Source organism: Bradyrhizobium sp. MOS003, assembly GCF_003020125.1.
Classification (GTDB): domain Bacteria; phylum Pseudomonadota; class Alphaproteobacteria; order Rhizobiales; family Xanthobacteraceae; genus Bradyrhizobium.
Window position 1 is genome coordinate 122,748 of sequence record NZ_PYFW01000007.1, and the last position, 24,577, is coordinate 147,324.

Here is a 24,577-nt window from a genome sequence, read left to right on the forward strand (position 1 = left end):
AGGAACTCTGGATTGCTTCGCTGCGCTCGCAATGACGCGACGAGGGAGCGTGCCTCACAACACGTGCGACGCCCCCGGTATCTTCCGCAATACCGCTGTCAGTCCCCAGCTCAAAATCACCGTAAGCACGAACCCGATTGCGGCCTTCACGATCGCCGGCAGCTCGTAGTCGTACAGCGCGTACTGGATCCACAGTGCGATCGGATAGTGCACCAGGAAGATGCCGTAGGCATCAGCCTGCATGCGGTCGAGCAGGGTCGGCCCCGGCGCCTTCGAATGCAGAAAGAAAGCGAGGATCGCGAGCAGGATCGAGGCCGAGAACAGCACCAGGAACGTGCCGTAAAACACATGGTACCAGTGCGGCAGCGGATCGGGACTGCCGAGGATTTCGCGCTTGATGTAGATCATGCCCCACATCAGGCAGTAGGGGATCAGCGTGACGATCACCCACAGCCAGCGCTGCTTCGGCAACTGGCCATCGGCGCCGAGGATGCCGCGATCGAAATTCGCCGAACCCACGCTGGCGCCGATGAAGAAATAGCTGAAATAGAGCAGGATGCGGCTCGCCTGCACCGAGAACGGCCCGAACTCGAACCACTTGTTGGCACCGAAATAGACCAGCGCCGGTACATAGACGAGCACACTGACGCCGGCGAGCAGCAGCCAGAACACGGCCGGCTGCTCGAATCCGCGAAGCGAGACGCGGTTGACCGGATCGACCAGATGCGAGGAGACACGGTAGAGCAGGCTTGCGGTGAGGTCGAAGGCGAGCAGCACCCACACGAACCAGATCGGGCCGCTCGGCCATGGGCCCGACGTCACCGTCTTCCACCAGAATGCAGCGAAGGTCAGCTCGGGCTCGGCCCGCAGCGCGATCGCGTAATAGGCGAGCGGGATGACGGTGAGCGCCGCGATCGCGAACGGCAGCCCAAGCCGCAGCAGGCGGTCGCGCAAAAAGACCGACGGCGCCTTGCGCGCGATGCCGGGCCAGGTGAACAGGCCCGACAGGAAGAAGAACATCGCCATGAAGAAGCTGTCGGTGGCGAGCACGATCATGTCGAAGCCGGCAAACGACGTCGGATCGGTGTGACCGAAATGGGTGTAGGGGATCACCGCATGGTGCAGCAGCACCACCAGCGTCAGGAAGGTGCGGGCGCGATCGAGCGAAAGATTGCGTGCCTTGGTCTTGGGGGCGGCGTGCGCTTCCGCACCGATCGTCGCCGAATGTGACATCGTGGTCATGGCCGCCCCGCGCTCCTGCTCCCGGCGCGACTGTGCCGCCCGGAACCGGATTCAGCAAGCCTCGTTTGAGCTGTGCCGGTCGTAGGAACCAGTTCCGCGCAGCGAAGTTAGCGTTCCCGAAAAGGGCTTGGGCCGCAGGCTAGCGGCAAGATTTTCGGAGCTGGCGATGACGATCCTGAAATGGGCGCTGATCTTCCTACTGGTCTCCATTGTGGCCGGCGTGCTCGGCTTCACGGGCATTTCGGCCGCCTCCGCCGATATCGCCCGCTTCCTGTTCTACGTCTTCGTCGTGATCTTCCTGGTGCTGCTGATCCTGGGGTTGACGATCTTCAGGGCGTAGCCGGCGCGGATCTCGACCTCGCCCCCGTCATGGCCGGGCTCGTCCCGGCCATCCACGCATCGCAACGCACGACCGAGAGCGGGGATGTCCGAAACAAGCTCGGGCGTGACGAACTCGTGAGACATTTATTCCACTTCTTCGATCTTCACCTTGTCCGGATAGAAGGCGAGATGGCCGGAAATCTCGGTCATCGCGGGGAAAGGCGTCTCGTAGGTCCAGATCGCATTGTCCAACGTCTTGCCGTCGGCCTTGACGCTGTAATAGCTGGCGTCGCCCTTGTAGGGGCAATGGGTGGTGCGCTCGGTTCGCTCCAGCAGGGCCATGTTGGCGTCCTCGCGCGGTACATATTGCACCGCCGGGTATTTAGCCTCTTTCAAGGTCAGTGCCTTGCTGGTCTCGGCGATCAAGACGTCGCCCGCGGTGACGCGGACGCGACGGGGATTTTGGGTGATGGTGATGGGGTGGTCGGGCCCTGGAATCTTCATGATGTCACGCCTTTTCGATCGATCTGCCGCGCGCGGCACTTTGTCGTGCCTTTATCCTGATGGGATCAGGGATATAGTGCCTGAAGGCGTGACGTAGAAGGCCGTTCACGCTAAGTTTCGCCATGCCGACAAGTTTGGCTTTGCAGATTCGACCCCGGCAAGCGATTCTCTGCCGAGACAGGAGCTAGACCCTAATGCCCATGGACGCCCACGATATCGAGGCGATGATCAAGGCAGCGATCCCCGATGCCCAGGTGACCATCCGTGACCTCGCCGGGGATGGCGACCATTATGCCGCGACGGTGATCTCGGAATCCTTCCGCGGCAAGTCCCGCGTCCAGCAGCACCAGATCGTCTATCAATCCCTGCGCGGCCAGATGGGCGGCGTGCTGCACGCGCTGGCGCTGCAAACCGGCGTGCCGGGCGCCTGACCTGATCGCGCGACGGGAGGCCACGATGGCTGCGGACAATGCTCGCGGTGCGATGTTTCGCGTCATCGTGCCGAACCAGCACAGCCGTGTCACCAACGTCGAGCTGTTCTTCGACCTGGTCTTCGTCTTCGCCGTCACGCAGGTGTCGCACACGCTGCTGCACCGTTTCACGCCGCTTGGCGCGGTGCACGTCACGGTGCTGTTTCTCGCGGTGTGGTGGGTGTGGGTCTACACCGCCTGGGTCACCAACTGGCTCAATCCGGAGCTGACGCCGGTCCGCGTCATGCTCTTCCTGATGATGCTCGGCGGTCTCGTGCTGTCGACGACGATCCCGACCGCCTTCGAAGGGCGGGGCCTGTGGTTTGCGATCGCTTACGCGACGATGCAAATCGGGCGCACCGCGTTCTGGCTGTTCGCAACGCCGCGGCATAGGACAGCGGTCCGCCACAACGCGATCCGCATTCTGACCTGGCTCTCGATCTCCGCGGTGTTGTGGATCGCAGGCGGCCTCTCCGCAGGTGAGACGCGGCTGTGGCTGTGGATTGCGGCAGTCACCTGGGAGTACGTCTCGCCGGCGGCGCGCTTCTGGGTTCCCAAGCTCGGTTTCTCGTCGGTCGAGGCCTGGGCCGTCGAGGGCGGTCACATGGCCGAGCGCTGCTCGCTCTTCGTCATCATCGCGCTCGGCGAAGCCGTCGTGGTCAACGGCGCGACCTTTGCCGAGCTGGAGTGGACCGCGGACAACGTCCTGGCCTTCGTCTCGGCGCTGGTCGGCGCCATCGCGATGTGGTGGGTTTATTTCCACAAGGGCGCCGAGGCCGGCGCCGAGCGCATTTCGAAGTCCGCCGAATCGGGCCGGCTGGCGCGGCTTGCCTACACCTATCTGCACATGCCGATCATCGCCGGCATCATCCTGACCGCGGTCTCCGACGAGTTGGTGCTGAAGCACCCGACCGGCCATTCCGATATACGGACGATCTTGAGCACGATCGGTGGGCCGCTGGTGTTTCTGATCGGCACCATCCTGTTCAAGCACGCGATCCGCGGCTTCCTCCAGCTCTCGCACGGCATCGGCATTATTCTGCTGCTGGTGCTGTGGTGGTTCGCAGCTAACCTCTCGCCGCTTTGGCTGTCGGTAGGGACGACGGTGATCTTGATCGTGGTGGCGGTGTGGGAGTCGATGTCGCTGGGGTCGGCGCCGGAAGAGGCCGAGAAATAGGCGAGGGATGCGGCGCCTCATCATCCTCGGTGCTGCAATCGCCGCAGTCCTGACCATTGAGGAAGCCATGATGGGTTGGATGCTTGGCCATCGGCCGGCAGCCTGCCAAGCCATCGGCGGAAAGCCGGCGGGCGGACGATGCGTCACGCCCTTGTGCTACTGGCAGGGCGATTGCGGGCAATGGGCGAACCCGACGCAGTGGGCCGATCGCATCAAGCCGGGTGACCCGATCTCGAAGGTGGTTTTTTGGCTGGGTAATCCACTCAAGCGCGACGGTGAGTCTTTTTCATGGTCGTGTGGGAAGCCGCACACCGATAGTTTTCGCGCCATCATCCGGGATGAGCGGCTGGTGGCGGTGGAGGCCTGCAAGCCTGATTGACGCCCGCCCAATGGCGAGCGTCAGGCGTGAGCGCGTTTACTCCGCCACCTCCAGCGCGTGCACCGAGAACATCCTGGCCGCATCCGTCCAGCTCTCGCGCACCCGCCAGCCGGCGCCGTGTGCCAGCGCCGCAAAACGCTCCAGGCTGTATTTGTAGCTGTTCTCGGTGTGGATGCTCTCGCCCGGACGGAACGAGAAGCTGGTGCCGAGCAGGCGCACGGTCTGGCTCTTCTTGCTGATCAGGTGCATCTCGATGCGATGCCGCTCGCGATTGTAGATGGCGCGATGGGTAAAGGCGGAGAGGTCGAAATTGCCGCCGAGCTCGCGGTTGATCCGGACGAGAACATTGAGATTGAAGCGGGCGGTGACGCCGGCAGCATCGTTGTAGGCATCCAGCAAGACGCGCTCGTCCTTCTCGAGGTCGGCGCCAATGATCATCTGCGCGCCCCGGCCCAGGATCTCGCGTGCGCTCTTCAGGAAAGCCTGGGCTTCATGCGGCTCGAAATTGCCGATGGTCGACCCCGGGAAGAAGCCGACCTTGGGCATTGATGCGACCTGCTTGGGCAGCTCGAACGGCGTGGTGAAGTCGGCCGCGACCGGATAGATGCCGAGCGAGGGGAAATCGCGCTTCAGGCCGTTCGCCTGTGCCTTGAGGAAGTCACCGGAGATGTCGACGGGGACATAGGCCGCAAAGCTGCAATGGTTCAGCAGCAGGCGAACCTTCGTCGTCGCGCCCGCGCCGAATTCGACCAGCGCGGCATGCTCCGGAATGATCTTCGCGATCTCGCTGCCACGATCCTTCAGGATCGAGAGCTCGGTGCGCGTCGGATAATATTCCGGCAGCTTCGTGATCGCCTCGAACAGCTCCGATCCGGTCGCGTCGTAGAAATACTTCGGGGACAGCTTTTTCGGCTGCTGCGAGAGGTCCTCGATCGCCTCGCGGGCGAAAGCGGTGGTCTGCTCGTCGGGAAGATGGGCTTCGGCCAAAGCGCTGGCATGCACATTCATGATACTCTCCTGAACGCGCTGTCCGGCGCGCATTTGTCGTCGGAAATGTTAGTCGTAATCGGCGAGCCGGAGTCCGGTGAACTGCCAGCGGTGGTGCGGATAGAAGAAGTTGCGATAAGTGATACGGCTGTGGCCATCCGGAGTTGCAAGCGAGGAGCCGCGCAGCACCAGCTGGTTGACCATGAACTTGCCGTTGTACTCGCCGAGCGCGCCTTCGATGGCGCGATAGCCGGGATAGGGGGTGTAGGAGCTGCGGGTCCACTGCCAGACGATGCCGAAGGCGTCGTTGAGCTGGCCGGCGCGGGCCGCGACCTCCCATTCCATCTCGGTCGGCAGATGCTTTCCGGCCCAGCGCGCGAAAGCGTCCGCCTCGTAGTAGCTGATATGGCAGACCGGCGCGTTGGGTTCGACCGGCTTCACACCCGCCAGCGTCATCACGTGCCACTGGCCATCGATCTCGCGCCAGTGACCCGGGGCCTGCCAGTCTTCCTTGCTGGCCGCGGCGAAGCCGTCCATCAGCCACAGCGTTGCTTTCGCGTAGCCCCCGTCGCGCATGAAGGCGAGCCATTCGGCATTGGTGACGAGATTGCGGGCGATCTTGACCGGGCCGACCAGGGCGCGATGCGCCGGCTTCTCGTTGTCGAAATGAAAGCTGTCGTCGACATGGCCGACGGTGTGGATGCCCTCGTTCAGTGTCAGCCAGTCATCTGCGGCGCGCGCCGCGGCCGGGAAGCGCCAGTCCTGGTCGTAGGCCGGATAGACCGGGTTCTGCGCAAAGGCGTGCAGGATGTCGGTGAACATCAATTCCTGGTGTTGCTGCTCGTGGTTGAGCCCGACCTCGACCAGTGGTGCGATCTCGCGAAGCTTGTCCGTGCCGGTTTCGCGGAAATATTTGACGACGGCCGCATCGACATAGCCGCGATAGGCGCCGACCTCGTTTGCGCTGGGACGGGTGATATCCCCGCGATGATTGCGGGCGTGACGCGGGCCGGCGCTGACGTAATAGGAATTGAACAGGAACGCGAAATCGGGGTGGAAGGGCCTGTAGCCAGCCGCGTGCTCGCCGAGCAGGAATTGCTCCCAGAACCAGGTGGTATGGGCCCGGTGCCATTTCGTCGGGCTCGCATCGGGCATGGACTGGATCTGTTGGTCTTCCGGAGAAAGCGGCGCAGCCCGGCGTTCGGTCTCGTTGCGGACGGCGAGAAAAGCGTCTTCCAGCCGCCGGGCGAGGTTGCCGGCGGTGGACAGTGACGAAAGCGAGGGGGCGGCCGTAGCGGAGGCTTGTTTCGTCACGTTTTTCTCCAGACAGGACAAGAGAACGTTGTTGGCGTTGCCCGGTTCCAAAACCTGGGTTCGTCCTACATAGGGGCTTCGTTACGGTATGAAAGTCCTCCCCGGCGATGATATTGATGTCACCAGCCTATGGACCCAGCTGGGGGGCGAGTCGGCCAGCGGGGGCATGTCGCCGCCATTTTACTTTGGATGCACAACGGTTTGGGCTACATATATGGGCAGGTATCGGGTTAGATCGGCTGAGCCGGCCCGAAGCGATCGGAGTGGGCTCGGCCCCAGAAGGACACGGAAATGAGCATCGAGGAATTCATCGCAAACGAAGTGAAGTCGAACGACGTGGTTCTGTTCATGAAGGGCACTCCGCAATTTCCGCAATGCGGTTTCTCCGGCCAGGTCGTCCAGATCCTCGACCATGTCGGGGTCGGCTATAAGGGCCTCAACGTTCTCGAATCCGCCGAACTGCGCGACGGCATCAAGACCTTCTCCAATTGGCCGACGATCCCCCAGCTCTATGTGAAGGGCGAGTTCGTGGGCGGCTGCGACATCGTCCGCGAGATGTTCCAGGCTGGCGAATTGCAGCAGCTTCTCACCGAGAAGGGCGTCGTCGTCGCGGCCTGATGCGTGACCGTGCTGACGCGCCGGATTGGCGGCGCCGAGCTCGAGGTCATCGTCGCCGACATCACCACGCTGGGCGTTGACGCCATCGTCAACGCCGCGAATACGTCGCTCCTTGGCGGAGGCGGTGTGGACGGTGCAATCCATCGGGCCGCCGGGCCCGATCTGGTCGCCGAATCCCGCATGCTCCAAGGCTGTAAGACGGGCGATGCCAAGATCACCAAAGGCTACCGGCTTAGGGCTGCCCACGTGATCCACACCGTTGGGCCGGTCTGGAACGGCGGTACGGTGGGCGAAGACGATCTGCTCGCCTCCTGTTATCGCCGTTCGATGGCGCTGTGTGGGAAGCACAGACTGACCTCGGTGGCATTCCCCGCGATTTCGACCGGCATTTTCCGCTTCCCCGCCGACCGGGCTGCCGACATTGCGGTGCGCACGACGGTCGAGGGGCTCTCGGCAGCGCCGTCCGTGACTCGTGTCGTGTTCTGCTGCTTCGCCGAGCCCAGTGCCAAACTCCATGCCGCGGCGCTTGCGCGACACCCCGGCCCTTGTGCCTGATGATGCGGCCGGTACACTCCGCCGGACCATGTTCCGGGGAGGGGATATGATTTCGAAGTCTGGACTGCGTGCGCTGGTCTGCGGCGCGCTGGTGTCGGTCGGCGCGATGTCGCTGGCGCGAGCCGAGGGCACCTACGAGATTCCGGCCGGCGCGCATTTCAATCAGGACAAGCTCGGCAAGATCAGCGAGTTCTTCAAGAACGAGGTCGAGACCGGCAAGATCGCCGGCGCGACTGTCCTGATCAAGCAGCACGGTAAACCGGTCTACCACGAAGCCTTCGGCGTGCAGGACGTGGTCAGCAAGGCGCCGATCACCGACAAGACCATCTTCCGCCTGTTCTCGATGAGCAAGGCGCTCACGTCGGTGGTCGCGGTGCGGTTGATCGAGGATGGCAAGATCAAGTTGGATGATCCCGTTTCGAAGTACATCCCGTCCTTTGCCAACGTGAAGGTCGGCGTCGAGAAGAAGGCGGAGGACGGCACCAAGTCGCTCGAGCTGGTGCCGCCGAACAGGCCGATGACGGTGCACGATCTGATGACGCACACATCGGGCATTACCTATGGTTTCTATGGCGACAGCCTGGTCCGCAAGGCCTATCGCGAGGCCAACATCTATGCCGGTGATTTCGACCTCGCCGAGTTCGCCGAGCGCATCGCTAAACTGCCGCTGCACAACCAGCCGGGCGCGCTCTGGCAATACGGCCATTCCACCGACGTGCTGGCACGCGTGATGGAGATCGCGGCCGGCAAGCCGCTGATCGACATCATGCGGGAGAAGCTGCTCGACCCGCTCGGCATGGTTGATACCGGCTTCTTCGTCACGGCTCCCGAGAAGCAGAAGCTGCTGGCGCAGCCGGTGCCGAACGACAGCGATTTCCGGGTCGGCCGGATCAACGATCCGACGGTGGCCAAGAAGATCCAGTTCGCCAGCGGCGGCATGGTGACGACCATGGCCGACTATGAGCGCTTCGCGCAGATGCTGCTCAACGGTGGCAGTCTCGACGGCAAAACGATTCTCAAGCCCGAGACGTTCAAGCTGATGACGACCGATCAGATCGGTCCAAAGTCGGGCGTCGATCGCGATTATTTCTACTTCCCCGGCGACGGTTTCGGCTTCGGTCTCGGGCTCGCCGTCCGCACCGATCCCGGTAACGCCAAGCCACCGCCGCCCGGTGATCTTGGCGAACTGAAATGGGACGGCGCCTCCGGCTGCTATTTCGTGATCGATCCCAAGCAGGACATGTTCTTCGTGCTGCTGGAGCAGACCCCGACCGAGCGCCAGCGCGTGCAGCGGACATTGAAGCAGCTGGTCTATGAAGCCATGGAAAAGTGAGATGCCCGGGCGCCGCGCGTTCATCGCGGCGCTCCTGCTTCTGGTCGGTGCCGCGAGTGCGCAGGCAGGCTCCGAGCGCGCCACACGCAACTTCTCGCCCGGGGGCCTGACAAAAGTTTCCGATTACATCCGGAACGAGGTCGCCACCGGCAAGATCCCCGGCGCCATCCTGCTGCTCCAGCAGCACGGCAAGCCGGTCTATTACGAGACTTTCGGCGTCCGTGACGTCGCGACCGAAATCTCGATGAGCGCGGATACGATCTTCCGTCTCTACTCGATGTCGAAGCCGGTCACGTCAGTCATGGCGATGATGCTGATCGAGGAGGGCAAGCTTTCGCTCGATGATCCCGTCGCAAACTACATTCCGGCCTTTGCCGATATGAAGGTCGGCGTCGAGAAGAAGGCGGAGGACGGCAAGGTCTCGCTGGCACTGGAGCCGCCGGCGCAACCGGTCACGATCAAGGACCTGCTGCGCCACACCGCGGGGCTGCCTTATGGATCTTCTGGCGGCGGTGCGGTGCGCGAGCTGTATGCGGCCGCCAACCTCTTCAATGGCGATGTTTCCAACACCGATTTCGTCGCGAAGCTCGCCACGCTGCCGCTCGCCGAGCAGCCGGGCACGCTGTGGGACTACGGCTTTGCCACCGATGTGCTCGGCCGCGTCGTCGAAATCATCTCGGGCAAGACGTTGCTGCAGTTCGAGAAGGAGCGGTTACTCGATCCGCTCGGCATGACGGAGACGGCATTCTTCGTCACTGCCCCCGCCAAATTCTCGCGCATTGCCGAACCGATGCCGAACGATCGCAACATCAATCCAACGACGCCGGTTCGCGACGTCAGGCGTCCGGCGATCTGGCAATCGGGCGGCGCTGGCATGGTCGGCACCGTCGGCGACTACGCCCGTTTTGCGCAGATGCTGCTGAACGGCGGGACCTATGACGGCCGGCGCTATCTCAAGGCAGAGACGATCGCGCTGATGGCGTCGGATCATGTCGGTCCCGAGACCAGGATCGCGCGTGACCACGGTTATTATCCGGGCGGCAGCTCCGGCTTCGGCCTCGGCTTCGCAGTGCGCACCTCGGTGCCGCCAGGCACGTCATGGCCGCTGGGCGAATATCGCTGGGACGGCGTCGGCGGCACCTTCTTCTTCATCGATCCCGAAGACGATCTGTTCGGAATCTTCATGGCGCAGACGCCCTCGCAGCGCGGCCGGATCCAGCTGGCGCTGAAGACGCTGATCTATCAGGCGATGGGGCGGTAGGTCCTGCGCGGGCTGCGTGGCTCGGATGAGCGAGGCGACATCCGGGATCTCTGCGCGAGAAGTCCCGGGTATCGCTGCGCTCACCCGGGCTACGAGACTTCACGCCCCGCGCACGATCTCGCGCACATACCCGATCGTCTCCTCGACCTGGGCCGCATTGACGTCGAGATGGGTGCAGGCGCGGATGCGGCCATCCATCATCGCCAGCGTCACGCCGCGCTGGCGCAGTGCGGCAACCATCCTGTCGCCGGCAACGCCCGCACCGTCGGGCTTGAAGAACACCAGATTGGTCTCGGGCTCCTGCACCGCGATTCCTGCGATCTGCGACAGCCCACGGGCAAGCGCACGCGCATTGGCGTGGTCGTCGGCGAGGCGGTCGACATGATGGTCGAGCGCGTAGATGCAGGCGGCGGCGCAGATGCCGGCCTGCCGCATCGAGCCGCCGAGGCGCTGCTTCCATTGCCAGACCGCGTCGATGAAGGCGCGCGAGCCCGCGAGCACGCCGCCGATCGGTGCGCCCAATCCCTTCGAGAAATCGATCCAGGCCGAATCCCACCCCGCCGTCATGTCTCGCGGGGAGATGCCGCTGGCGACGGTCGCGTTGAGCAGGCGCGCGCCGTCCATGTGGGTGACGAGGCCGTGTTGTTTCGCGATCGCGACGATCTCGTCGAGCGCGGTCTTCTTCCAGATCGTGCCGCCGCCGATATTGGCGGTCTGCTCGACGCTGACGACGGTCTGCGGCGGCTGGTAGCGGGTGCGCGGATGCAGGGCTTTCCGGAATGTCTCCGGCGTGAACTGGCCATCGGGGCCTTTGAGCTGCGTCACCTGGAAGCCGCCGATCGCGGCATGCGCGCCGCCTTCTCGGGCGATGATGTGCGCGGTCTCATGGGCGAGGATCTCGTCGCCGGGACGGCAATGCACCAGCGTCGCGGTGACGTTGCACATCGTGCCCGACGGCATGTAGACGGCGGCCTCCTTGCCGAGCAGCTCCGCGACGCGCTCGCACAGTGCGTTCACGGTCGGATCGTCGCCGACCTGCTCGTCACCGACCTCCGCCCGCGCCATCGCCTCGCGCATCGCAGCCGTCGGCTTGGTCTGCGTGTCCGAGAGCAAATTGATGCGCACCGGCGGCGCCTTGGGATCGATCGGGGGAGGGGTATAGAGCATGCAACGGCTCCTAAGACATTGCGGCCACTGAAGTGTGGCTCTTAAGCAAAAAGGCCCCGGCGAACCGGGGCCTTTCGATATTCAGATCTTAGCGCGAATAGAATTCGACGACCAGATGGGGCTCCATCTGCACCGGGAACGGCACGTCGGAGAGGCCGGGGATGCGAATGTATTTCGCGGTCATCTTGCCATGGTCGACTTCGAGATAGTCGGGGGTGTCACGCTCGGGAAGCTGGCTGGCTTCGAGCACGTGGGCGAGCTGCCTGGAGGCTTCCTTGACCTCGATCACGTCGCCGACCTTGAGCTGGTAGCTCGAGATGTTGACCTTGCGGCCGTTCACCTTGATGTGGCCGTGGTTGATGAACTGGCGGGCGGCGAAGATCGTCGAGACGAACTTGGCGCGGTACACGACCGCGTCGAGACGACGCTCCAGCAGGCCGATCAGGTTCTCGCCAGTGTCACCCTTGAGGCGGCTCGCCTCGACATAGATGCCGTGGAACTGACGCTCGGAGATGTTGGCGTAGTAGCCCTTCAGCTTCTGCTTGGCGCGCAGCTGCACGCCGAAGTCCGAGAGCTTGCCCTTGCGGCGCTGGCCGTGCTGGCCGGGGCCGTACTCGCGGCGATTCACGGGGCTCTTCGGGCGGCCCCAGATGTTCTGGCCCATACGGCGATCGAGTTTGTACTTCGCCTCACTGCGCTTAGTCATCGCGTCCTCTTCAGGTACATGGTTTGAGGAAACGCGCCCTCCTGGGTGACGGGCTAGCCCGGCACTGACAGGTCCGATCCCAAAGCTTAAGGGAGTGGACCACGGGTCGCGAAACGCTTCGCGGGCCGAAATCGGCCCGCGAGCAGGCGGCTTTTAGGGGAGTTTGGGCCAGTCTGTCAATGCAAATGGGCCCGGAATCATGTCCCGACCACTCTTATCGGCTTCGCGCCGGCCGCGCGCAATTCGGCAGCGATTTCAGTGTTCAGGACTTGTTCCAGCCGGGTCAGGACCCGGGCGATCGGCGCCGCATCGGTAACGCGGTGGTCCCAGCGGATCACGACATGGATGGTCTGATTTGGCTCGACCAGACCGTAGCTGACGATGAACGGGCCGGGCGTAATGGGATGAAGCTCGCCGCCGCCATAGGCGGCCACCGAGCTCACCGCAAAGCTGCCGAACCAATTGCCACGCTGGCGGCCGAAATTCAGGCCAATCGCCCAGGACAGCCGCCTCAGCGGCAGTGGCAGGCGAGTTGCCCGCATGATCTTGCGGAACATCGGGACGTCTGCGATCGGAGCTGTCTTGCCGCGCCGGATCTCGGCGTCGACCGCGGCCAGCGCCATGGCCTCGGGGGCCGCGATTCGCTGCGGCATCACGCATTCCTCGCCGTCCTCGACCCGGGCGATCGCCACCGACGCCACGCTGTGCGACAATTCGTAGAACGTCGGCCAGGGCCATTTGGCGTAGACCGTGCGCAAGATCGGCTCGTCTTTCGCGACCAGGGCGAATGCCTTGACGAAGGTCGCAGCCCAGCCCGCTGGTGCGGCGGCGCTGGCGCGTGCCTCGAGCAGGGGGCGGATATTGAGCGAACGGGAGAGCGAGACGAACGGCACGTCCATCGACGCGCGCATGAGGTCGCAAATCAGGCGGCGCGGCAGCGAAATAGGCTTTGGCGTCCCGCGCATTGGTCTTTCTGTTCCTAGAGATGAAAAAATGTACAGCGAGCGGGTTCCCGCTCGCTGTCCCTTAGCACGAACCAACCCGCCAGGGGTTGAACGGTTCGACCGTTCAGGGAACCGGCGACGCCAGCGGCTTGGTTTTGTCGACGACGTAAACTCCCAGCACTTTCATAGCCTTGTCGCCATGGGCCTTGGCGTCGTGCACGACGCCTGCCGGGATCTGGTAGGAATCACCGGCCTTCAGGGTTTTCTCCGGCTGACCGTCGATCAGGAGATTGAGTTCGCCTTCGAGCACGTAGCCGGTTTCGATTCCCGGATGGGTATGGCGTCCGGCCGAGCCTCCCGCCGGAACTTCGGCGATGGCGGTGATGGTGTTGTAGCCGTCCGGAAATTCGACCTTCTGGAGCGGGGTGCGCTTAATTCCGGGCTGCTGGGCGAAAGCCGCAAAGGCGAGGCCGGTGAAAGCAAGAGCGAGCAAAGTCTTTTTGAGCATTGTTTCCTCCCTGGGACCGACCCTAGCAGGGCCGCAGTTCCCGGCAAGGTGGCATCGGTCTACTCAGCGCCGGATGCCCTCGAATGCCGCCATGATGCCGCGCTGGAACAGCGACCAGTCGAAGCCGAGGGCGATGGCGCGGTAGCCGCGATCGACCAAGGCGTTGGCCTGGTCGGCGGTGCGGGCCACGCCGCCGATCGGCACGCCGCTTCTGAGGATGCCGGCCTCGGCGCGGGCGACCAGCTCCAGCAATTCCGGATCGTCCATCTGACCGCGCTTGTTGATGGACGTCGCGAGATCGCCGGGCCCGATCACCGCGACGTCGATGCCCGGTGTCGCCATGATCTCGTCGATGCGGTTGACGGCATCGACATGCTCGATGGTGATCATGCAGATCATTTCGTCATCGGCGCTCGCCATGTAGTCCGGCATCGACTGACCCCAGCGGAACGGGGCGTGGAACGGACCCCAGAGCCGGTCGCCGCGCGGCGGATAGCGCACGCTGCGGACCGCCTTCTCGGCATCGGCGCGGTTCGTGATCATCGGAAAGTTGATGCCGAAGGCACCGATGTCCATCGGCGCTTTTGCAAGCCACGGCTCGTTCGCCGCGATCCGCACCAAGGGCGTGCACGGCGTGCCTGTGGTCGCGGCGATCATCGCGTGTGCTTCAGTGAGGCCGATCGGTCCATGCTCGAGATCGACGATGATCCAGTCGAGCGAGCGCGCCATGATCTGAACCGTCTGCACGCTCGGGATGGTCGCAATCGCGCCGAAGGCGGGGCGCCCCTCGCGCCACAATTGGCGGAGGCGGTTGAGCGGCGGGGTCTGGACCGACATGGAAAGGCCTGCGGTGAGGTGGCGACGGCAAAACCTAGCAGCGCGACGCCGAGGCGCAAAGTCAGGCCAGGGCGCGGCCGCCAAAGAACGGCGTCAGCGTGGCCGAGAGGCCGTGCACGCGGTTCGAGGTGAAGATCATCTCGGCGCCGGACTGTGCGATGCCGTCGGTCGGCGGGCCGAGCAGATCCGAGACGCGGCGGGCGATCGCAGGCGCCGGGTCGATCCAGTCGACCGGCCAGGGCGCCAGCCGCTTCAGCCGGTCGAGCAGCAGCGGATAATGTGTGCAGGCGAGCACCACCGTATCGGTACGCGAGGTCGCGTCTTCGCCGACGAAGCAGGGGGTGAGTTCGGCCAGAATGTCGCCGTCGCTGACGGAAGCACCGCTGAGCTCGGCTTCAGCCAGCGACGCGAGCTCGGGCGAGCCGACCAGCGTCACCTCGCACCCTTGTGCGAAATCGCGGATCAGGGCCTTGGTATATTCGCGCTTCACCGTGCCCTTGGTGCCGAGCACGGAGACGCGGCGGGTCCTCGATTGCGCGCAGGCCGGCTTGATCGCCGGCACGGTGCCTACGAAGGGCACGGAATAAGCGGCCCGCAAGTGAGACAGCACCAGGGTAGACGCGGTGTTGCAGGCGATGACGACGATATCAGGGTCATGCGTGCCGATCAGTTCACCCATCAGCGGCACGACGCGGGCGATGATCTCGTCCTCGCTGTGATGGCCGTAGGGGAAGAAGGCGTCGTCGGCGACGTAGGCAAAATGGGCGTCCGGACGCGCCGCCACAACTTCGCGGAGCACCGTGAGCCCGCCAAGGCCGGAATCGAACACCAGGATCGTTGGAGAATTGGTCACGTCATTACCCTAGCCCGTCATGGTTACCATTCGGTTTTTAGGGCGATTTTGCGGCGGGACTGCTTGGGAGAGGCTAGACGCGCTGCCTCAGGCACTGGAGCGAGATGCACCTCTGGCAATGGCGGGCCATATGCGTCATCACGAGGTGCCCAACTTACCGCTGCAGGAGGCCTCATGATCACCGTCCATCATCTCGGCAAGTCTCAGTCCGAGCGCATTGTCTGGTTGTGCGAGGAACTGGGGCTTCCCTACGAGCTGAAGCGCTACGCACGTGATCCCGTCACCATGTTGGCACCGCCCGAGTACAAGGCGCTGCACCCAAGCGGGGCGGCGCCCGTCGTGACCGACGGCGATCTCGTGCTCGCGGAGTCCGGCGCCATTGTCGACTACATCGTCGCAAAGTACGGCAACGGCCGCCTGGTGCTCGGCTCCGACGATCCCGCCTTCGCGCAGTTCCTGTACTGGCTTCACTTCGCCAATGGCACGTTGCAACCCGGCATGGGGCGGATGATGATTCTAAATCGGCTTGAGCTTGCAAAGGACAATCCGACCCTGCTTGCCATGAAGGGACGGCTCGACCGCTCCTACGATCTCCTCGATGCGCGCCTTCGCGACGCCGAATATCTGGCAGGCAAGGCCTTCACCACCGCCGACATCATGATGGGCTTTTCGCTGACGACGATGCGCTATTTCCAGCCCTATGATCTCGCGCGCTGCCCGAACGTGGTCAAATATCTCGGCCGCGTCAGTGCCCGCCCGGCCTACCGGCGCGCGATGGAGAAGGGCGATCCCGGCATGGCGCTGCTGCTCGACTGAGCGGCGGCAATCACGCGATCCTGTTCGTCGTGGCCGCCCGCTCCGTCGCCAGCTGCTTCTGCAAGCGATCGATGTTCTGCAGCAGGCGCTGGCTGGTCAGCACCAGGAAATAGTAGCCGAACTGCGGATCCTGGAAGTAGATCTCAAGCAGCCGGTCATAGGTGATCGTCAGCACCTGGCCGTCTTCGATGCATTCGATCGTGCCGGTGCGGCGGTTGTCCGGCGTGAGGAAGCCGAGCTCACCCATCAGCGCGCCGGGCCCGATCTCGACGTTGATCTCCTTGACCAGGAACTTGCCGGTCACCGTGAGGAGCATTTCCTTGGCCGAATCGCCCAGCTTGAACAGCGTGTCGCCGCGGCGATATTTGCGTTCGGTCATGAATGGCTTGAGCCATTCGATCGACATGTCGCCTTCGGCGGCATGCCGTGCCTTCTTGACGAGCTTGAGCATCTGCCGCAGGCGCAGCGCGTTGATCGGAAGCAGGAGCAGATAAAGCAGGAACGTCGCGACGTTGGCGGAGAGCGCGCCGAAAACGGCGAAGAACCCGCAGCCGATCATGTTTGCGACGCGCAGGGGCACCATTGTCCGCATCAGGAGGGTCGCGACGAAGAAGCCGGCGCCGACCGCGGCGAACAGATTGGCCAGCGTGATATTGTGGACGAAGATCTCCAACATCCGGTTGAAGATCGCGTCATAGGTGACGTCGTTCGGATCCAGGCCCATCTGGACCAGGATCTTCGCGATCCTGAGGTTGTCCGTTGCCGCATCGAGAATGCGGTCGAGGATCGAGGATATGTCTGCGCTGCCGGACGGCATGGTACTAACCCCGCGTAAGGCTTTCAGTCCTGGTCGGTATGCTCGACACGTATAGCCGAAAATGAATGACGGCCGCCTGAAATGAAGCCTTTGGCGGTCACGCCGCAAGAGGCAAATTTTAGCCTGATCGGGCGTTTCGGCAATTGCCCGTTGGTTGTGCCTCTGGCCGCGACGCGGCCGTGATTCGGAGGCGAGCTTCGGCGTCGCGGAGAGGGCGGACGCCCCGGGGCGGGCGCGTCGGACGATCTTCGCGTTATGGCTTGGCGGCGGGTTGGACGACCTGTTGCTCGACGAGGCCAAGACGTCCAGGCAGCGAGCCGGCGCGTAGCAGCATCGCGACGCTGTTGGCCTCTTCCAGGGTGAAGTTCCCGGAAATCTGGCCCGAGCCGCCGGTGATAGGCTCGCGGATCACGGGGGCGGAGATCACCTTGTCGTCGAGCGCGATGGCGAAGGGCATTCCAACATTCTCAGCGGTGATGTGAGCGAAGCGTCGCGTACCGCGGCCGTTGAAGCGGAACGAGGCGATCGGCTCCTTGGTGTCCCCTGTCAATCCCGGTCCCGCGTAGCTGATGTCGTCGCCGTCGAGCGCGCTGGCCTTGACGAGATAGGGGCGCTTGTCCTTGAAGCCGAACATGACATCCGTGCCCGCCGGAGGGGTGCCGGATTGCGCCAGCTCCGCCGACATCGTGACGTCGATCAGGCGGAAGCTGACCTTGACCTTTTTGGCAAAGATCGCAGTGATGCGCTCGGGCTCCATCGTGCCCGGCAGGAAGATGCGGATGCGGTCCGTTCCCTCAGGCTGGACGCTGGCCAATGTGACGCCGGCGTCCTTCAGGCGCTGCTCGATCATGGCGATGGAATCCTCGACGAGATCGCGCAGCCGCGCGGCGGAGGCGGCGTCAGTTGGCGCGAGCCTGATCAGCCCGTCTCCGGCGTCGGTCACGGCGAGCGCGTGCGTGGGCAATCCCTCTGCGGATGACGCGAGCTTGCGCGCGAGCAGTTCTCGGCCCTTGGCGTCCGCGATCTTGACGTCGACGCCGCCATCGCGGATCGTAAGGCCGGCGAAGGCGATCTTGCCGTCGCGCAGGGTCTTGTACACCTCGTCGCGCAGATCCGTGGTGATCGTCTCCCGCAAGGCGTCGCTGTCCACCTTGTAGACGATGCGCGATCCGCCCAGCTTCTCCATCTTGTCGATGATGAATGCCGCGATCCTGGCGCGCATCTTGTCGAGCTGACTATCGCCGGCGAGCGCGGCGCGGGGCAGGGCGATGGCCGAAGCGATGATCCCAGATGTCACGGCAAGTGCGAGGAGCAGCGGAGTGATGCGGTCTCGCAGGGGCGTGGTCATGGTGTCCTTCGCGCGTCTCGTGGCCCGCCGTCCGGCGAAGCCGCTGCTGCGAGTTGGTCCGCCTACGGCGCAAGGAGGTTCACCCTTTTGAACAAAGTCAAATTAAGCCAAGGATCACAATGTCTTGTTGTCGTAACCGGGATACGAATTTGCGTAACCGGGATACGTGTGGTAGCTTTGAGGTTTCGCGAAGCGAGGAGCCGATGATCCCTGCGAACAAGCGCGTCAGGAAATATCGCAGCCAGGGTGGTGCGGCCGACCTCGTGCGTGTCGAAGTCCTGATTCCGCCGGCTGCACGCGACGAAGTCCTGGCGCTCGCCTCGCGCATGCGCGCGGAGCACCGCCTGACCAAAGAACTGCAATCGCTGCTCGACAATGCACTCCGTCTCTACGGACCGCGCATTCTCGACAATGTCGATCTCGATCGGCTTCCCGATCTGCGGTCCCGCGCCGCCGTCGCCGCGCGTGCCATGATCGAGCGTGGCGATGCGCGAGCTTTTGCGATGGGCAGGAAGATGCTCGACCGCGTCAACGCCAGGGAGAACTGAGATGGCTCTCAGCAAACTGCAGAGCGACATTCTGAGACTTCTCGCCCAAAATCGCTCGGACAGCAGTTATCTTGCCGGCGGCCTGATGCTCAACAAGGATTGGCAGCGGCGATCCGACGACATCGACATCTTCCACGATACGGATGAAGAGGTGACCGAGAGCGCAAAGGCCGATCTTGCCGTCCTCGATACCGCCGGCTTCAAGACGCATCGCGACTTCATCGTCTATGGCTGTGTGGATGCGACCATCTCGCGCGATTCCGAAACGACCGTCATCCAGTGGTTCGCGGAGACGCGACTTCGCTTCTTTCCGCTCGTGAAGGACGAGCAATGGGGGGCGCGGCTCCATCAGGCGGATCTCGCAGTCAACAAGGTGCTCGCTGCCGCAGGTCGCTCCAAGGCGCGCGACATCGCCGATCTCGTCGCCATCGGCCACGACTATTGTCCGCTCGGGCCGCTCGTGCTTGCTGCGGCTGGCAAGCCGCCCAATTTCTCTCCGCGTCGAACCACCGATGAAATTCGCCGGCACGCGTTATCGATCCCGGCCGAGGAGTTCGCCGCTGTGAAAGGCCTGCCATCCGAATGGTCGGCGGCCTTCATTCGCGACGAGGTCCTTCGTCTGATCGAAGCTGCGGACCGCTACGTGATGACCGCACCGCCCGAGATGACGGGAAGACTCGCTGTGGACAAAGAGGGCGTGCCGATCGAAATGTCGGACCTAAATCGCGCGGACGCAATTCTGCGTAAGGCAACCGCCGAGCCCGAAGTGATGCCTGCGCCAGCCGATTTCAACGCAATAGGCTGGTCGCCGGATCATCCATAAAGCCTCGCCGCGTGAGCCTGCGCAGCCGGCCATGGACGAACGCCAAATCATCGATCATTCTGTCTGTGCCCTGCCGGCCATCGGTTCGGGGCCTCGCCGACCCAAATGTCAAAAGACAGGGGCGGGGACATGTATCTGAGGGAGGACGGAATTCCATGGCGGGCATCCACGCGCTCGATCGGTTGATCGGCAGCGACTATCCAGATCTTTCGACAGACGAGGAGGTCCGTGCGTTCGAGCAAGTCCCCTATGCGGACCGCATTGCCGCCGAGAGCACGTTTGACGCGATCAAGCTCGGTGCGGCGCGCAATCCCGACGGGGCGGCGATCCAGTTTCTGCAAAACGCCGATCCCGCCGACACGCCGCTGGTGGTCACGTACCGCGATTTCATTGCGCGCGTCACGCAGGCTGCCAACATGTTTCACGCGCTCGGCGCGGAGAAAGGCGACGTCATCAGCTTCATGCTGCCGCTGGTGCCGGATGCCTTCGTGACGCTGTTCGGCGCCGAGGCCGCCGGCATCGCCAATCCCGTCAATCCCCTGCTGGAGCCGCACCAGATCGCGGAAATCCTGGAGGCGGCGAACACCAAGATCCTGGTGGCTCTCGGGCCGATGCCGGGCACCGACATCTGGCAGAAGGTCGAGCAGATCCGCCCGCAATTGAAGCACCTCAAGGCGATCGTGCAGGTGTTTGGCGGCGGCGATCCCGCGAATGGTATCTTCGCCTTCAACGACCTGATTAGGCAGCAGCCGTCGGACCGGCTTGTCAGCGGGCGCAAGATTTTGGGCAGTGACATTGCAGCCTATTTTCACACCGGCGGCACCACCGGCACGCCGAAGCTGGTGCGGCATACTCACACCAATCAGGTTTACCAGGCCTGGGCACTCAATCTGCTGCTGAAGGCCAAGCCGGGCGGCAATTTGCTATTCGGCATGCCGCTGTTTCACGTCGGCGGATCGCTGACGCAGGTGCTGCTGACGTTTTCGAGCGGCGGCTCGCTTGTCGTGCTCTCGCCGAGCGGCTGGCGCAATCCGAATGCGGTGAAGAACATCTGGCGGCTGGTCGAGCGCTTCAAGCCCGAGGCACTGTCGAGCGTGCCGACGGTGCTCGCGGCGACGCTCGCGGTGCCGCCTGATCAAGCCGATATCTCCAGCCTGAAATATGCCGCCGGCGGCGGCTCGGCGATTCCCGTCGCGGTGGGCTCGGCGATCCAGGACAAGCTGAAGCTGCCAGTGGTCGAGGTCTACGGCATGACCGAGACTTCGAGCGTGCACACGCTGGCCTATCCGTCGCGGCCGATCCGGCTTGGCTCGGTCGGCCTTCCCATGCCCTATGCGCGCGTGCGCATCGTGCAGCTCGATGCCGATGGCCGCCTGATCCGCGACTGCAAGCCTGACGAGATCGGCGTCGTCATCATGGCCGGGCCCGGCGTGTTCGGCGGCTATCTCAACGACGAGCACAACAAGGGCGCCTTCGTCGATGACGTCTGGGTCAATTCCGGCGATCTCGGCCGGCTCGATGCCGACGGCTATCTCTGGATCACCGGCCGCGCCAAGGATCTCGTGATCCGTGGCGGCCACAACATCGATCCCGCGCCGATCGAGGAGATCATGTTCCGGCATCCCGCGGTCGGCTTCGCCGCCGTCGTCGGCCAGCCCGACGCCTATGCCGGCGAACTGCCGGTGGGATACGTGCAGTTGAAGCCGGGCGCAAAAGTCGAGCCGGGCGAGTTGGAGACGTGGGTGCGCGAGCGCACCCCGGAGCGTGCAGCCGTCCCGGTGCAAGTCATTCCGATCGATCCGATGCCGGTGACCGGCGTCGGCAAGGTGTTCAAGCCGCAGTTGCGCTGGGACGCGGCCGAGCGCGTGTTCGCCAAGGTGCTCACGCCGCTGGTCGCGCGCGGCATCGATTGCGAGGTCAAGGTCGGCGCTCATGGCAGTCACGGATCGATCGCCACTGTGACCCTTGCTGGCCTGCCACCGGAACAGCGCGAGGAGGTTGCGAGCGAAGTACACGCGCTGCTTGCACCCTTCGTGATGCGTCACGAGGTGGTGCAGCTTTAGCGAGCCCAAACAGATCAGGTTTTGGCGTCGCCCAGCTCGACAGTGAGGGGCGACGCTTCGCCGCACTACCCATATCGCAGCTGGAAAGCTCTATGTGACTGGTGTCACATAGGAAGAATTGGTAATCGGCGACACTACCGAATAGTCTCATGGAATTGCATCCGGGGGGACGCAAGTGATTCCGGTTCGGCTATTTGCATTGTTGATATTGGCGATGGGACTTGCCTGCGGTCCGGCGCAAGCCGACCGCCGGGTGGCACTCGTCATTGGCAATTCCGCCTACAAAAGCGCCCCCAAGTTGGGTAACCCCGCGAACGATGCCACTCTGGTCGGCGGCATGTTCAAGAAGGCCGGCTTCGATTCCGTCGACGTCCGGCTGGACCTCAGCGCCAGCGAGATGCGGCGCATGCTGCGTGAGTTTGCCGGCAGGTCGCGTGATGCGGACATGGCGGTTATCTACTACGCGGGCCACGGCATCGAACTCGACGGAACCAACTATCTCATTCCGACCGATGCCACGCTGGAGACGGATGGCGACGTTCTCGACGAGACCATCCCGGTCGAACGTGCGCTGTTCGCGGTCGAGCCGGCCAAGCAGCTGCGCTTGATCATCCTCGACGCCTGCCGGGACAACCCGTTCTCCAAGACGATGAAGCGCACGCTAGCCTCGCGCGCGATCGGTCGGGGATTGGCCAAAGTCGAGCCGACCAGCCCGAACACGATGATCGCCTTTGCGGCCAAGGCCGGCTCGACGGCGTCCGATGGCGATTCCAGAAACAGCCCGTTCGCCACCGCGCTGGTCGAGCACCTGCCAAAGCCCGGCCTCGATCTGCGCAAGGCCTTCGGCTTCGTGCGCGACGACGTGCTCAAGGCTACCGGCTACAAGCAGGAGCCCTATGTCTACGGCTCGCTCGGCGGCGACGACGTGCCCCTGGTGGTAAGGCCGGCGGCAACCGGTCCCCAGGCCAACCCACAGGAAGCCATCCGCAGGGACTACGAACTCGCGCTCCAGCTTGCGACGCGCGATGGCTGGGAAGCATTCCTGGCGCAATACCCCGACGGTTTCTACGCCAACCTGGCCAAGGGCCAGCTGAACAAGATCGGCGCCGAAGAGACGCGCGCTTCGGCTGAACAAAAGGCCAAGGCGGCCGAGCAGGAAAAGACGAGGCTCGTCGCCGAGCGCGCCCAGAAGGCCGAGCAGGAGAAGGCGGCTGCGGCTGCCAAGGCAGCGGAAGAGGCCCGGATCGCCGCCGAAAAGCAGAAGCAGATCGAGCAGGCGAAGGCGGAAGCGGCCGAACGGCAGCGCAAAGCGGCCGAGGCGGCGGCGGCGAAAGCGCTGGCCGAGAAGCAGGCGGCGGAGAAGGCCAAGGCCGAACTCGCCGCCAAGCAGGCGGCGGAGAAGGCGGAGCAGGCCGCAAAGCCAGCGGCCGATCGGCAGATGCCGGAAGCAGACCAGAAAGTGGCGGCCCTCGCGCCTGCGCCGACATCCACATTGTCAGCGGCTGACCTCGCGAAAAGCGTGCAGACCGAATTGCGCCGCGTCGGCTGCCTGTCCGGTGGCGCCGACGGCGACTGGAGCGCCGCCGCGCAGCGCTCGCTGACCCTGTTCAACAAATATGCAGGCACCCAGCTCGACGTGAAGCTCGCGAGCGTGGACGCGCTCGATGCGCTGAAGGCGAAGCCGGGCCGGGTCTGCCCGCTGGTGTGCAATTTCGGCTTCAAGGCCGACGGCGATCAATGTGTGAAGATCACCTGCCGGGCCGGCTATCGCGTCGGCGACGACAACGAGTGCGAAAAGATCCAGGAGAAGAAGCCGGTTGCGCGTGAGGAGTCCATAAGGCGAGACCAAGGCCGAAGGGAAGCGGAATCTGCTACGCCGAAGTCACAAGCCTCCGGGCAGATAATTTGCAATAGCGCTGGATGCAGGCCCGTCGCAAAGGGTTGTCGTCTCGGGCTAGTTCCTAATGCAAACGCCAGTGTCAAGATCACAGGCGAGGTGTGCAATTGATGGCCAGGCATCGCGCTCGGGGCAAGGCGTTGCGCGAGTTCGGAGGACGTGCTCGGGATGCCGATGTCGCGGTGATCTACTATGCGGGCCACCGCATGGAGTGGACGGCACCACTACCTGATCCCGACCGATGCCGCGCTCGAGACCGACACCGACGTCTATGACGAGGCGTTGCCGATCGATCGCGTACTGGTGAGCATCGAGCCTGCAAAGCAGTTTCGCCTCGTCCTTATCGATGCATGTCGTGACAATCCGTTTGCGAAGACGATGCGGCGCGCCGTGGCCTCGCGCGCGATCGGGCGCGGGCTTGCCAAGGTCGAGCCGACCAGCCCGAACACGATGATTGCGTTCGCGGCCAAGGCGGGATCAACGGCGTCTGACGGCGATTCCCGCAACAGCCCGTTCGCCATGTCACTGGTCGAGCACCTGCCGAAACCGGGGCTTGGTCTGCGCAAGGCGTTCGGCTTCGTGCGGGACGACGTCCTGAAGAACACCGGCGGCAGGCAGGAGCCCTATGTCTATGGAGCGCTCGGCGGCGACGATGTGTCGCTGCTGCCGGCGAAGGCGGTCGCTGTCGCGGGACCGCAGGCCAATCCGCAGGATAGCGTGCGCCGGGACTATGGGCTTGCGCTTCAGGCGGGCCTGCGTGAGGCCTGGGGAGCTTTCCTGCAGACCTATCCGGACGGCTTCTACGCCAACCTCGCCCGCGTGCAGTTGAAGAAGATTGCGGCCGAGGAGGAGCGTGCGACCGCAACCGAAAAGCCCGGCAGGCCGAGCTGGAGAAGGTGAAGCTCTCGGCCGAACGTGCCCACAAGGTGGAGCTGGAAAAGGCCGCGGCCGCTGCCAAGGCCGCCGAGGACGAAGAATGCAATTGACGTTCGTGCCCCGTAGCTTTTGGAGTGATCTGAGCGCGTAGTTCGGATCAATGCGGCGATATCCGGAACCCTGCTACGAGTCCGGCGCAAGCGTTCCCGTGTT

At 63.8% G+C, this 24,577-nt stretch carries 25 protein-coding genes and 1 pseudogene; 14 read left to right on the plus strand and 12 right to left on the minus strand.

Annotated features, from left to right (window positions below):
• Positions 1-54: 54 nt before the first annotated feature.
• Entirely contained in the window at positions 55-1,242 is a 1,188-nt protein-coding gene (locus C7G42_RS26375) for an acyltransferase family protein (protein ID WP_106951853.1), read from the minus strand.
• A gap of 166 nt (positions 1,243-1,408) precedes the next feature.
• Here C7G42_RS26375 and C7G42_RS26380 point away from each other — a divergent pair, with 166 nt between their 5' ends.
• Positions 1,409-1,582 (plus strand): DUF1328 domain-containing protein, encoded by a 174-nt coding sequence (locus tag C7G42_RS26380; protein WP_007612121.1) that lies wholly within the window; start codon positions 1,409-1,411, stop codon positions 1,580-1,582.
• Positions 1,583-1,707: 125 nt separating this feature from the next.
• On the opposite strand, the gene C7G42_RS26385 is transcribed toward C7G42_RS26380, so the two are convergent.
• The gene (locus C7G42_RS26385) at positions 1,708-2,067 is read right to left on the minus strand and encodes a DUF427 domain-containing protein (RefSeq protein WP_106951854.1); all 360 of its coding nucleotides are present in this window, start codon (positions 2,065-2,067) and stop codon (positions 1,708-1,710) included.
• A gap of 194 nt (positions 2,068-2,261) precedes the next feature.
• On the opposite strand from C7G42_RS26385, the gene C7G42_RS26390 reads away from it, so the two are divergent.
• Genes C7G42_RS26390 through C7G42_RS26400 form a run of 3 tightly spaced genes read left to right on the plus strand, consistent with a single transcriptional unit; the run spans position 2,262 to position 4,093 of the window.
• Positions 2,262-2,498 carry a BolA/IbaG family iron-sulfur metabolism protein gene (locus C7G42_RS26390; protein WP_106951855.1) on the plus strand — a complete coding sequence of 79 codons (237 nt, stop codon included), beginning with the start codon at positions 2,262-2,264 and terminating at the stop codon, positions 2,496-2,498.
• A gap of 25 nt (positions 2,499-2,523) precedes the next feature.
• The gene (locus C7G42_RS26395) at positions 2,524-3,714 is read left to right on the plus strand and encodes a low temperature requirement protein A (protein WP_106951856.1); all 1,191 of its coding nucleotides are present in this window, start codon (positions 2,524-2,526) and stop codon (positions 3,712-3,714) included.
• A gap of 7 nt (positions 3,715-3,721) precedes the next feature.
• Positions 3,722-4,093: a hypothetical protein gene (locus tag C7G42_RS26400; protein WP_106951857.1), complete on the plus strand. Its 372-nt coding sequence runs from the start codon at positions 3,722-3,724 to the stop codon at positions 4,091-4,093.
• 36 nt (positions 4,094-4,129) lie between these two features.
• Here C7G42_RS26400 and egtD read toward each other — a convergent pair whose 3' ends face one another.
• Positions 4,130-5,101, minus strand: coding sequence for an L-histidine N(alpha)-methyltransferase (gene egtD, locus C7G42_RS26405; RefSeq protein WP_199581156.1), 972 nt, complete (start codon positions 5,099-5,101; stop codon positions 4,130-4,132).
• A gap of 48 nt (positions 5,102-5,149) precedes the next feature.
• Positions 5,150-6,445 (minus strand): ergothioneine biosynthesis protein EgtB, encoded by a 1,296-nt coding sequence (gene egtB / locus C7G42_RS26410; RefSeq protein ID WP_199581157.1) that lies wholly within the window; start codon positions 6,443-6,445, stop codon positions 5,150-5,152.
• A gap of 240 nt (positions 6,446-6,685) precedes the next feature.
• On the opposite strand from egtB, the gene grxD reads away from it, so the two are divergent.
• From grxD to C7G42_RS26430, 4 genes are read left to right on the plus strand one after another with little or no spacing between them, the layout of a single operon-like run.
• Entirely contained in the window at positions 6,686-7,012 is a 327-nt protein-coding gene (gene grxD / locus C7G42_RS26415; protein ID WP_094972247.1) for a Grx4 family monothiol glutaredoxin, read from the plus strand.
• A gap of 3 nt (positions 7,013-7,015) precedes the next feature.
• A complete protein-coding gene (locus C7G42_RS26420; protein WP_106951859.1) occupies positions 7,016-7,567 on the plus strand; it encodes an O-acetyl-ADP-ribose deacetylase in 552 nt (183 codons plus the stop codon).
• Between the two features lie 46 nt (positions 7,568-7,613).
• The gene (locus tag C7G42_RS26425) at positions 7,614-8,900 is read left to right on the plus strand and encodes a serine hydrolase domain-containing protein (protein WP_199581158.1); all 1,287 of its coding nucleotides are present in this window, start codon (positions 7,614-7,616) and stop codon (positions 8,898-8,900) included.
• Position 8,901: 1 nt separating this feature from the next.
• Complete coding sequence (locus C7G42_RS26430) at positions 8,902-10,161, plus strand: serine hydrolase domain-containing protein (RefSeq protein ID WP_199581159.1); 1,260 nt, start codon at positions 8,902-8,904, stop codon at positions 10,159-10,161.
• A gap of 99 nt (positions 10,162-10,260) precedes the next feature.
• Here C7G42_RS26430 and C7G42_RS26435 read toward each other — a convergent pair whose 3' ends face one another.
• The 6 genes from C7G42_RS26435 to murI form a co-directional block, all read right to left on the minus strand.
• Complete coding sequence (locus C7G42_RS26435) at positions 10,261-11,328, minus strand: threonine aldolase family protein (protein ID WP_106951861.1); 1,068 nt, start codon at positions 11,326-11,328, stop codon at positions 10,261-10,263.
• A gap of 88 nt (positions 11,329-11,416) precedes the next feature.
• Complete coding sequence (rpsD, locus tag C7G42_RS26440) at positions 11,417-12,034, minus strand: 30S ribosomal protein S4 (RefSeq protein ID WP_106951862.1); 618 nt, start codon at positions 12,032-12,034, stop codon at positions 11,417-11,419.
• 197 nt (positions 12,035-12,231) lie between these two features.
• Positions 12,232-12,999, minus strand: coding sequence for an acyltransferase (locus C7G42_RS26445; protein ID WP_106951863.1), 768 nt, complete (start codon positions 12,997-12,999; stop codon positions 12,232-12,234).
• Positions 13,000-13,102: 103 nt separating this feature from the next.
• Positions 13,103-13,486 (minus strand): cupin domain-containing protein, encoded by a 384-nt coding sequence (locus C7G42_RS26450; RefSeq protein ID WP_106951864.1) that lies wholly within the window; start codon positions 13,484-13,486, stop codon positions 13,103-13,105.
• A gap of 63 nt (positions 13,487-13,549) precedes the next feature.
• Positions 13,550-14,323, minus strand: a complete 774-nt coding sequence (locus C7G42_RS26455) for an HpcH/HpaI aldolase family protein (protein WP_106951865.1) — start codon at positions 14,321-14,323, stop codon at positions 13,550-13,552.
• 61 nt (positions 14,324-14,384) lie between these two features.
• Positions 14,385-15,176, minus strand: coding sequence for a glutamate racemase (gene murI / locus C7G42_RS26460; protein ID WP_106951866.1), 792 nt, complete (start codon positions 15,174-15,176; stop codon positions 14,385-14,387).
• 174 nt (positions 15,177-15,350) lie between these two features.
• On the opposite strand from murI, the gene C7G42_RS26465 reads away from it, so the two are divergent.
• Entirely contained in the window at positions 15,351-15,992 is a 642-nt protein-coding gene (locus C7G42_RS26465; RefSeq protein ID WP_106951867.1) for a glutathione S-transferase family protein, read from the plus strand.
• A 10-nt stretch (positions 15,993-16,002) separates the two neighbouring features.
• Here C7G42_RS26465 and C7G42_RS26470 read toward each other — a convergent pair whose 3' ends face one another.
• A complete protein-coding gene (locus tag C7G42_RS26470) occupies positions 16,003-16,809 on the minus strand; it encodes a Crp/Fnr family transcriptional regulator (protein WP_106951868.1) in 807 nt (268 codons plus the stop codon).
• A gap of 253 nt (positions 16,810-17,062) precedes the next feature.
• On the minus strand, positions 17,063-18,157 hold the full coding sequence (locus C7G42_RS26475) for a SecDF P1 head subdomain-containing protein (RefSeq protein WP_106951869.1): 1,095 nt from the start codon (positions 18,155-18,157) through the stop codon (positions 17,063-17,065).
• Positions 18,158-18,360: 203 nt separating this feature from the next.
• Between C7G42_RS26475 and C7G42_RS26480 the strand changes: the two genes are divergently transcribed.
• The 5 genes and pseudogenes from C7G42_RS26480 to C7G42_RS26500 all read left to right on the plus strand — a co-directional run.
• Positions 18,361-18,705, plus strand: coding sequence for a hypothetical protein (locus tag C7G42_RS26480; protein ID WP_245427960.1), 345 nt, complete (start codon positions 18,361-18,363; stop codon positions 18,703-18,705).
• The gene (locus C7G42_RS26485) at positions 18,644-19,528 is read left to right on the plus strand and encodes a hypothetical protein (RefSeq protein WP_245427962.1); all 885 of its coding nucleotides are present in this window, start codon (positions 18,644-18,646) and stop codon (positions 19,526-19,528) included. The genes C7G42_RS26480 and C7G42_RS26485 overlap by 62 nt, the downstream gene beginning before the upstream one ends.
• A gap of 155 nt (positions 19,529-19,683) precedes the next feature.
• Positions 19,684-21,591, plus strand: a complete 1,908-nt coding sequence (locus C7G42_RS26490) for an acyl-CoA synthetase (RefSeq protein ID WP_106951871.1) — start codon at positions 19,684-19,686, stop codon at positions 21,589-21,591.
• A gap of 214 nt (positions 21,592-21,805) precedes the next feature.
• Positions 21,806-23,599: a caspase family protein gene (locus tag C7G42_RS26495; protein WP_106951872.1), complete on the plus strand. Its 1,794-nt coding sequence runs from the start codon at positions 21,806-21,808 to the stop codon at positions 23,597-23,599.
• Positions 23,600-23,622: 23 nt separating this feature from the next.
• Positions 23,623-24,459: pseudogene (locus C7G42_RS26500) on the plus strand (caspase family protein); the annotation flags it as partial.
• Positions 24,460-24,577 lie beyond the last annotated feature (118 nt).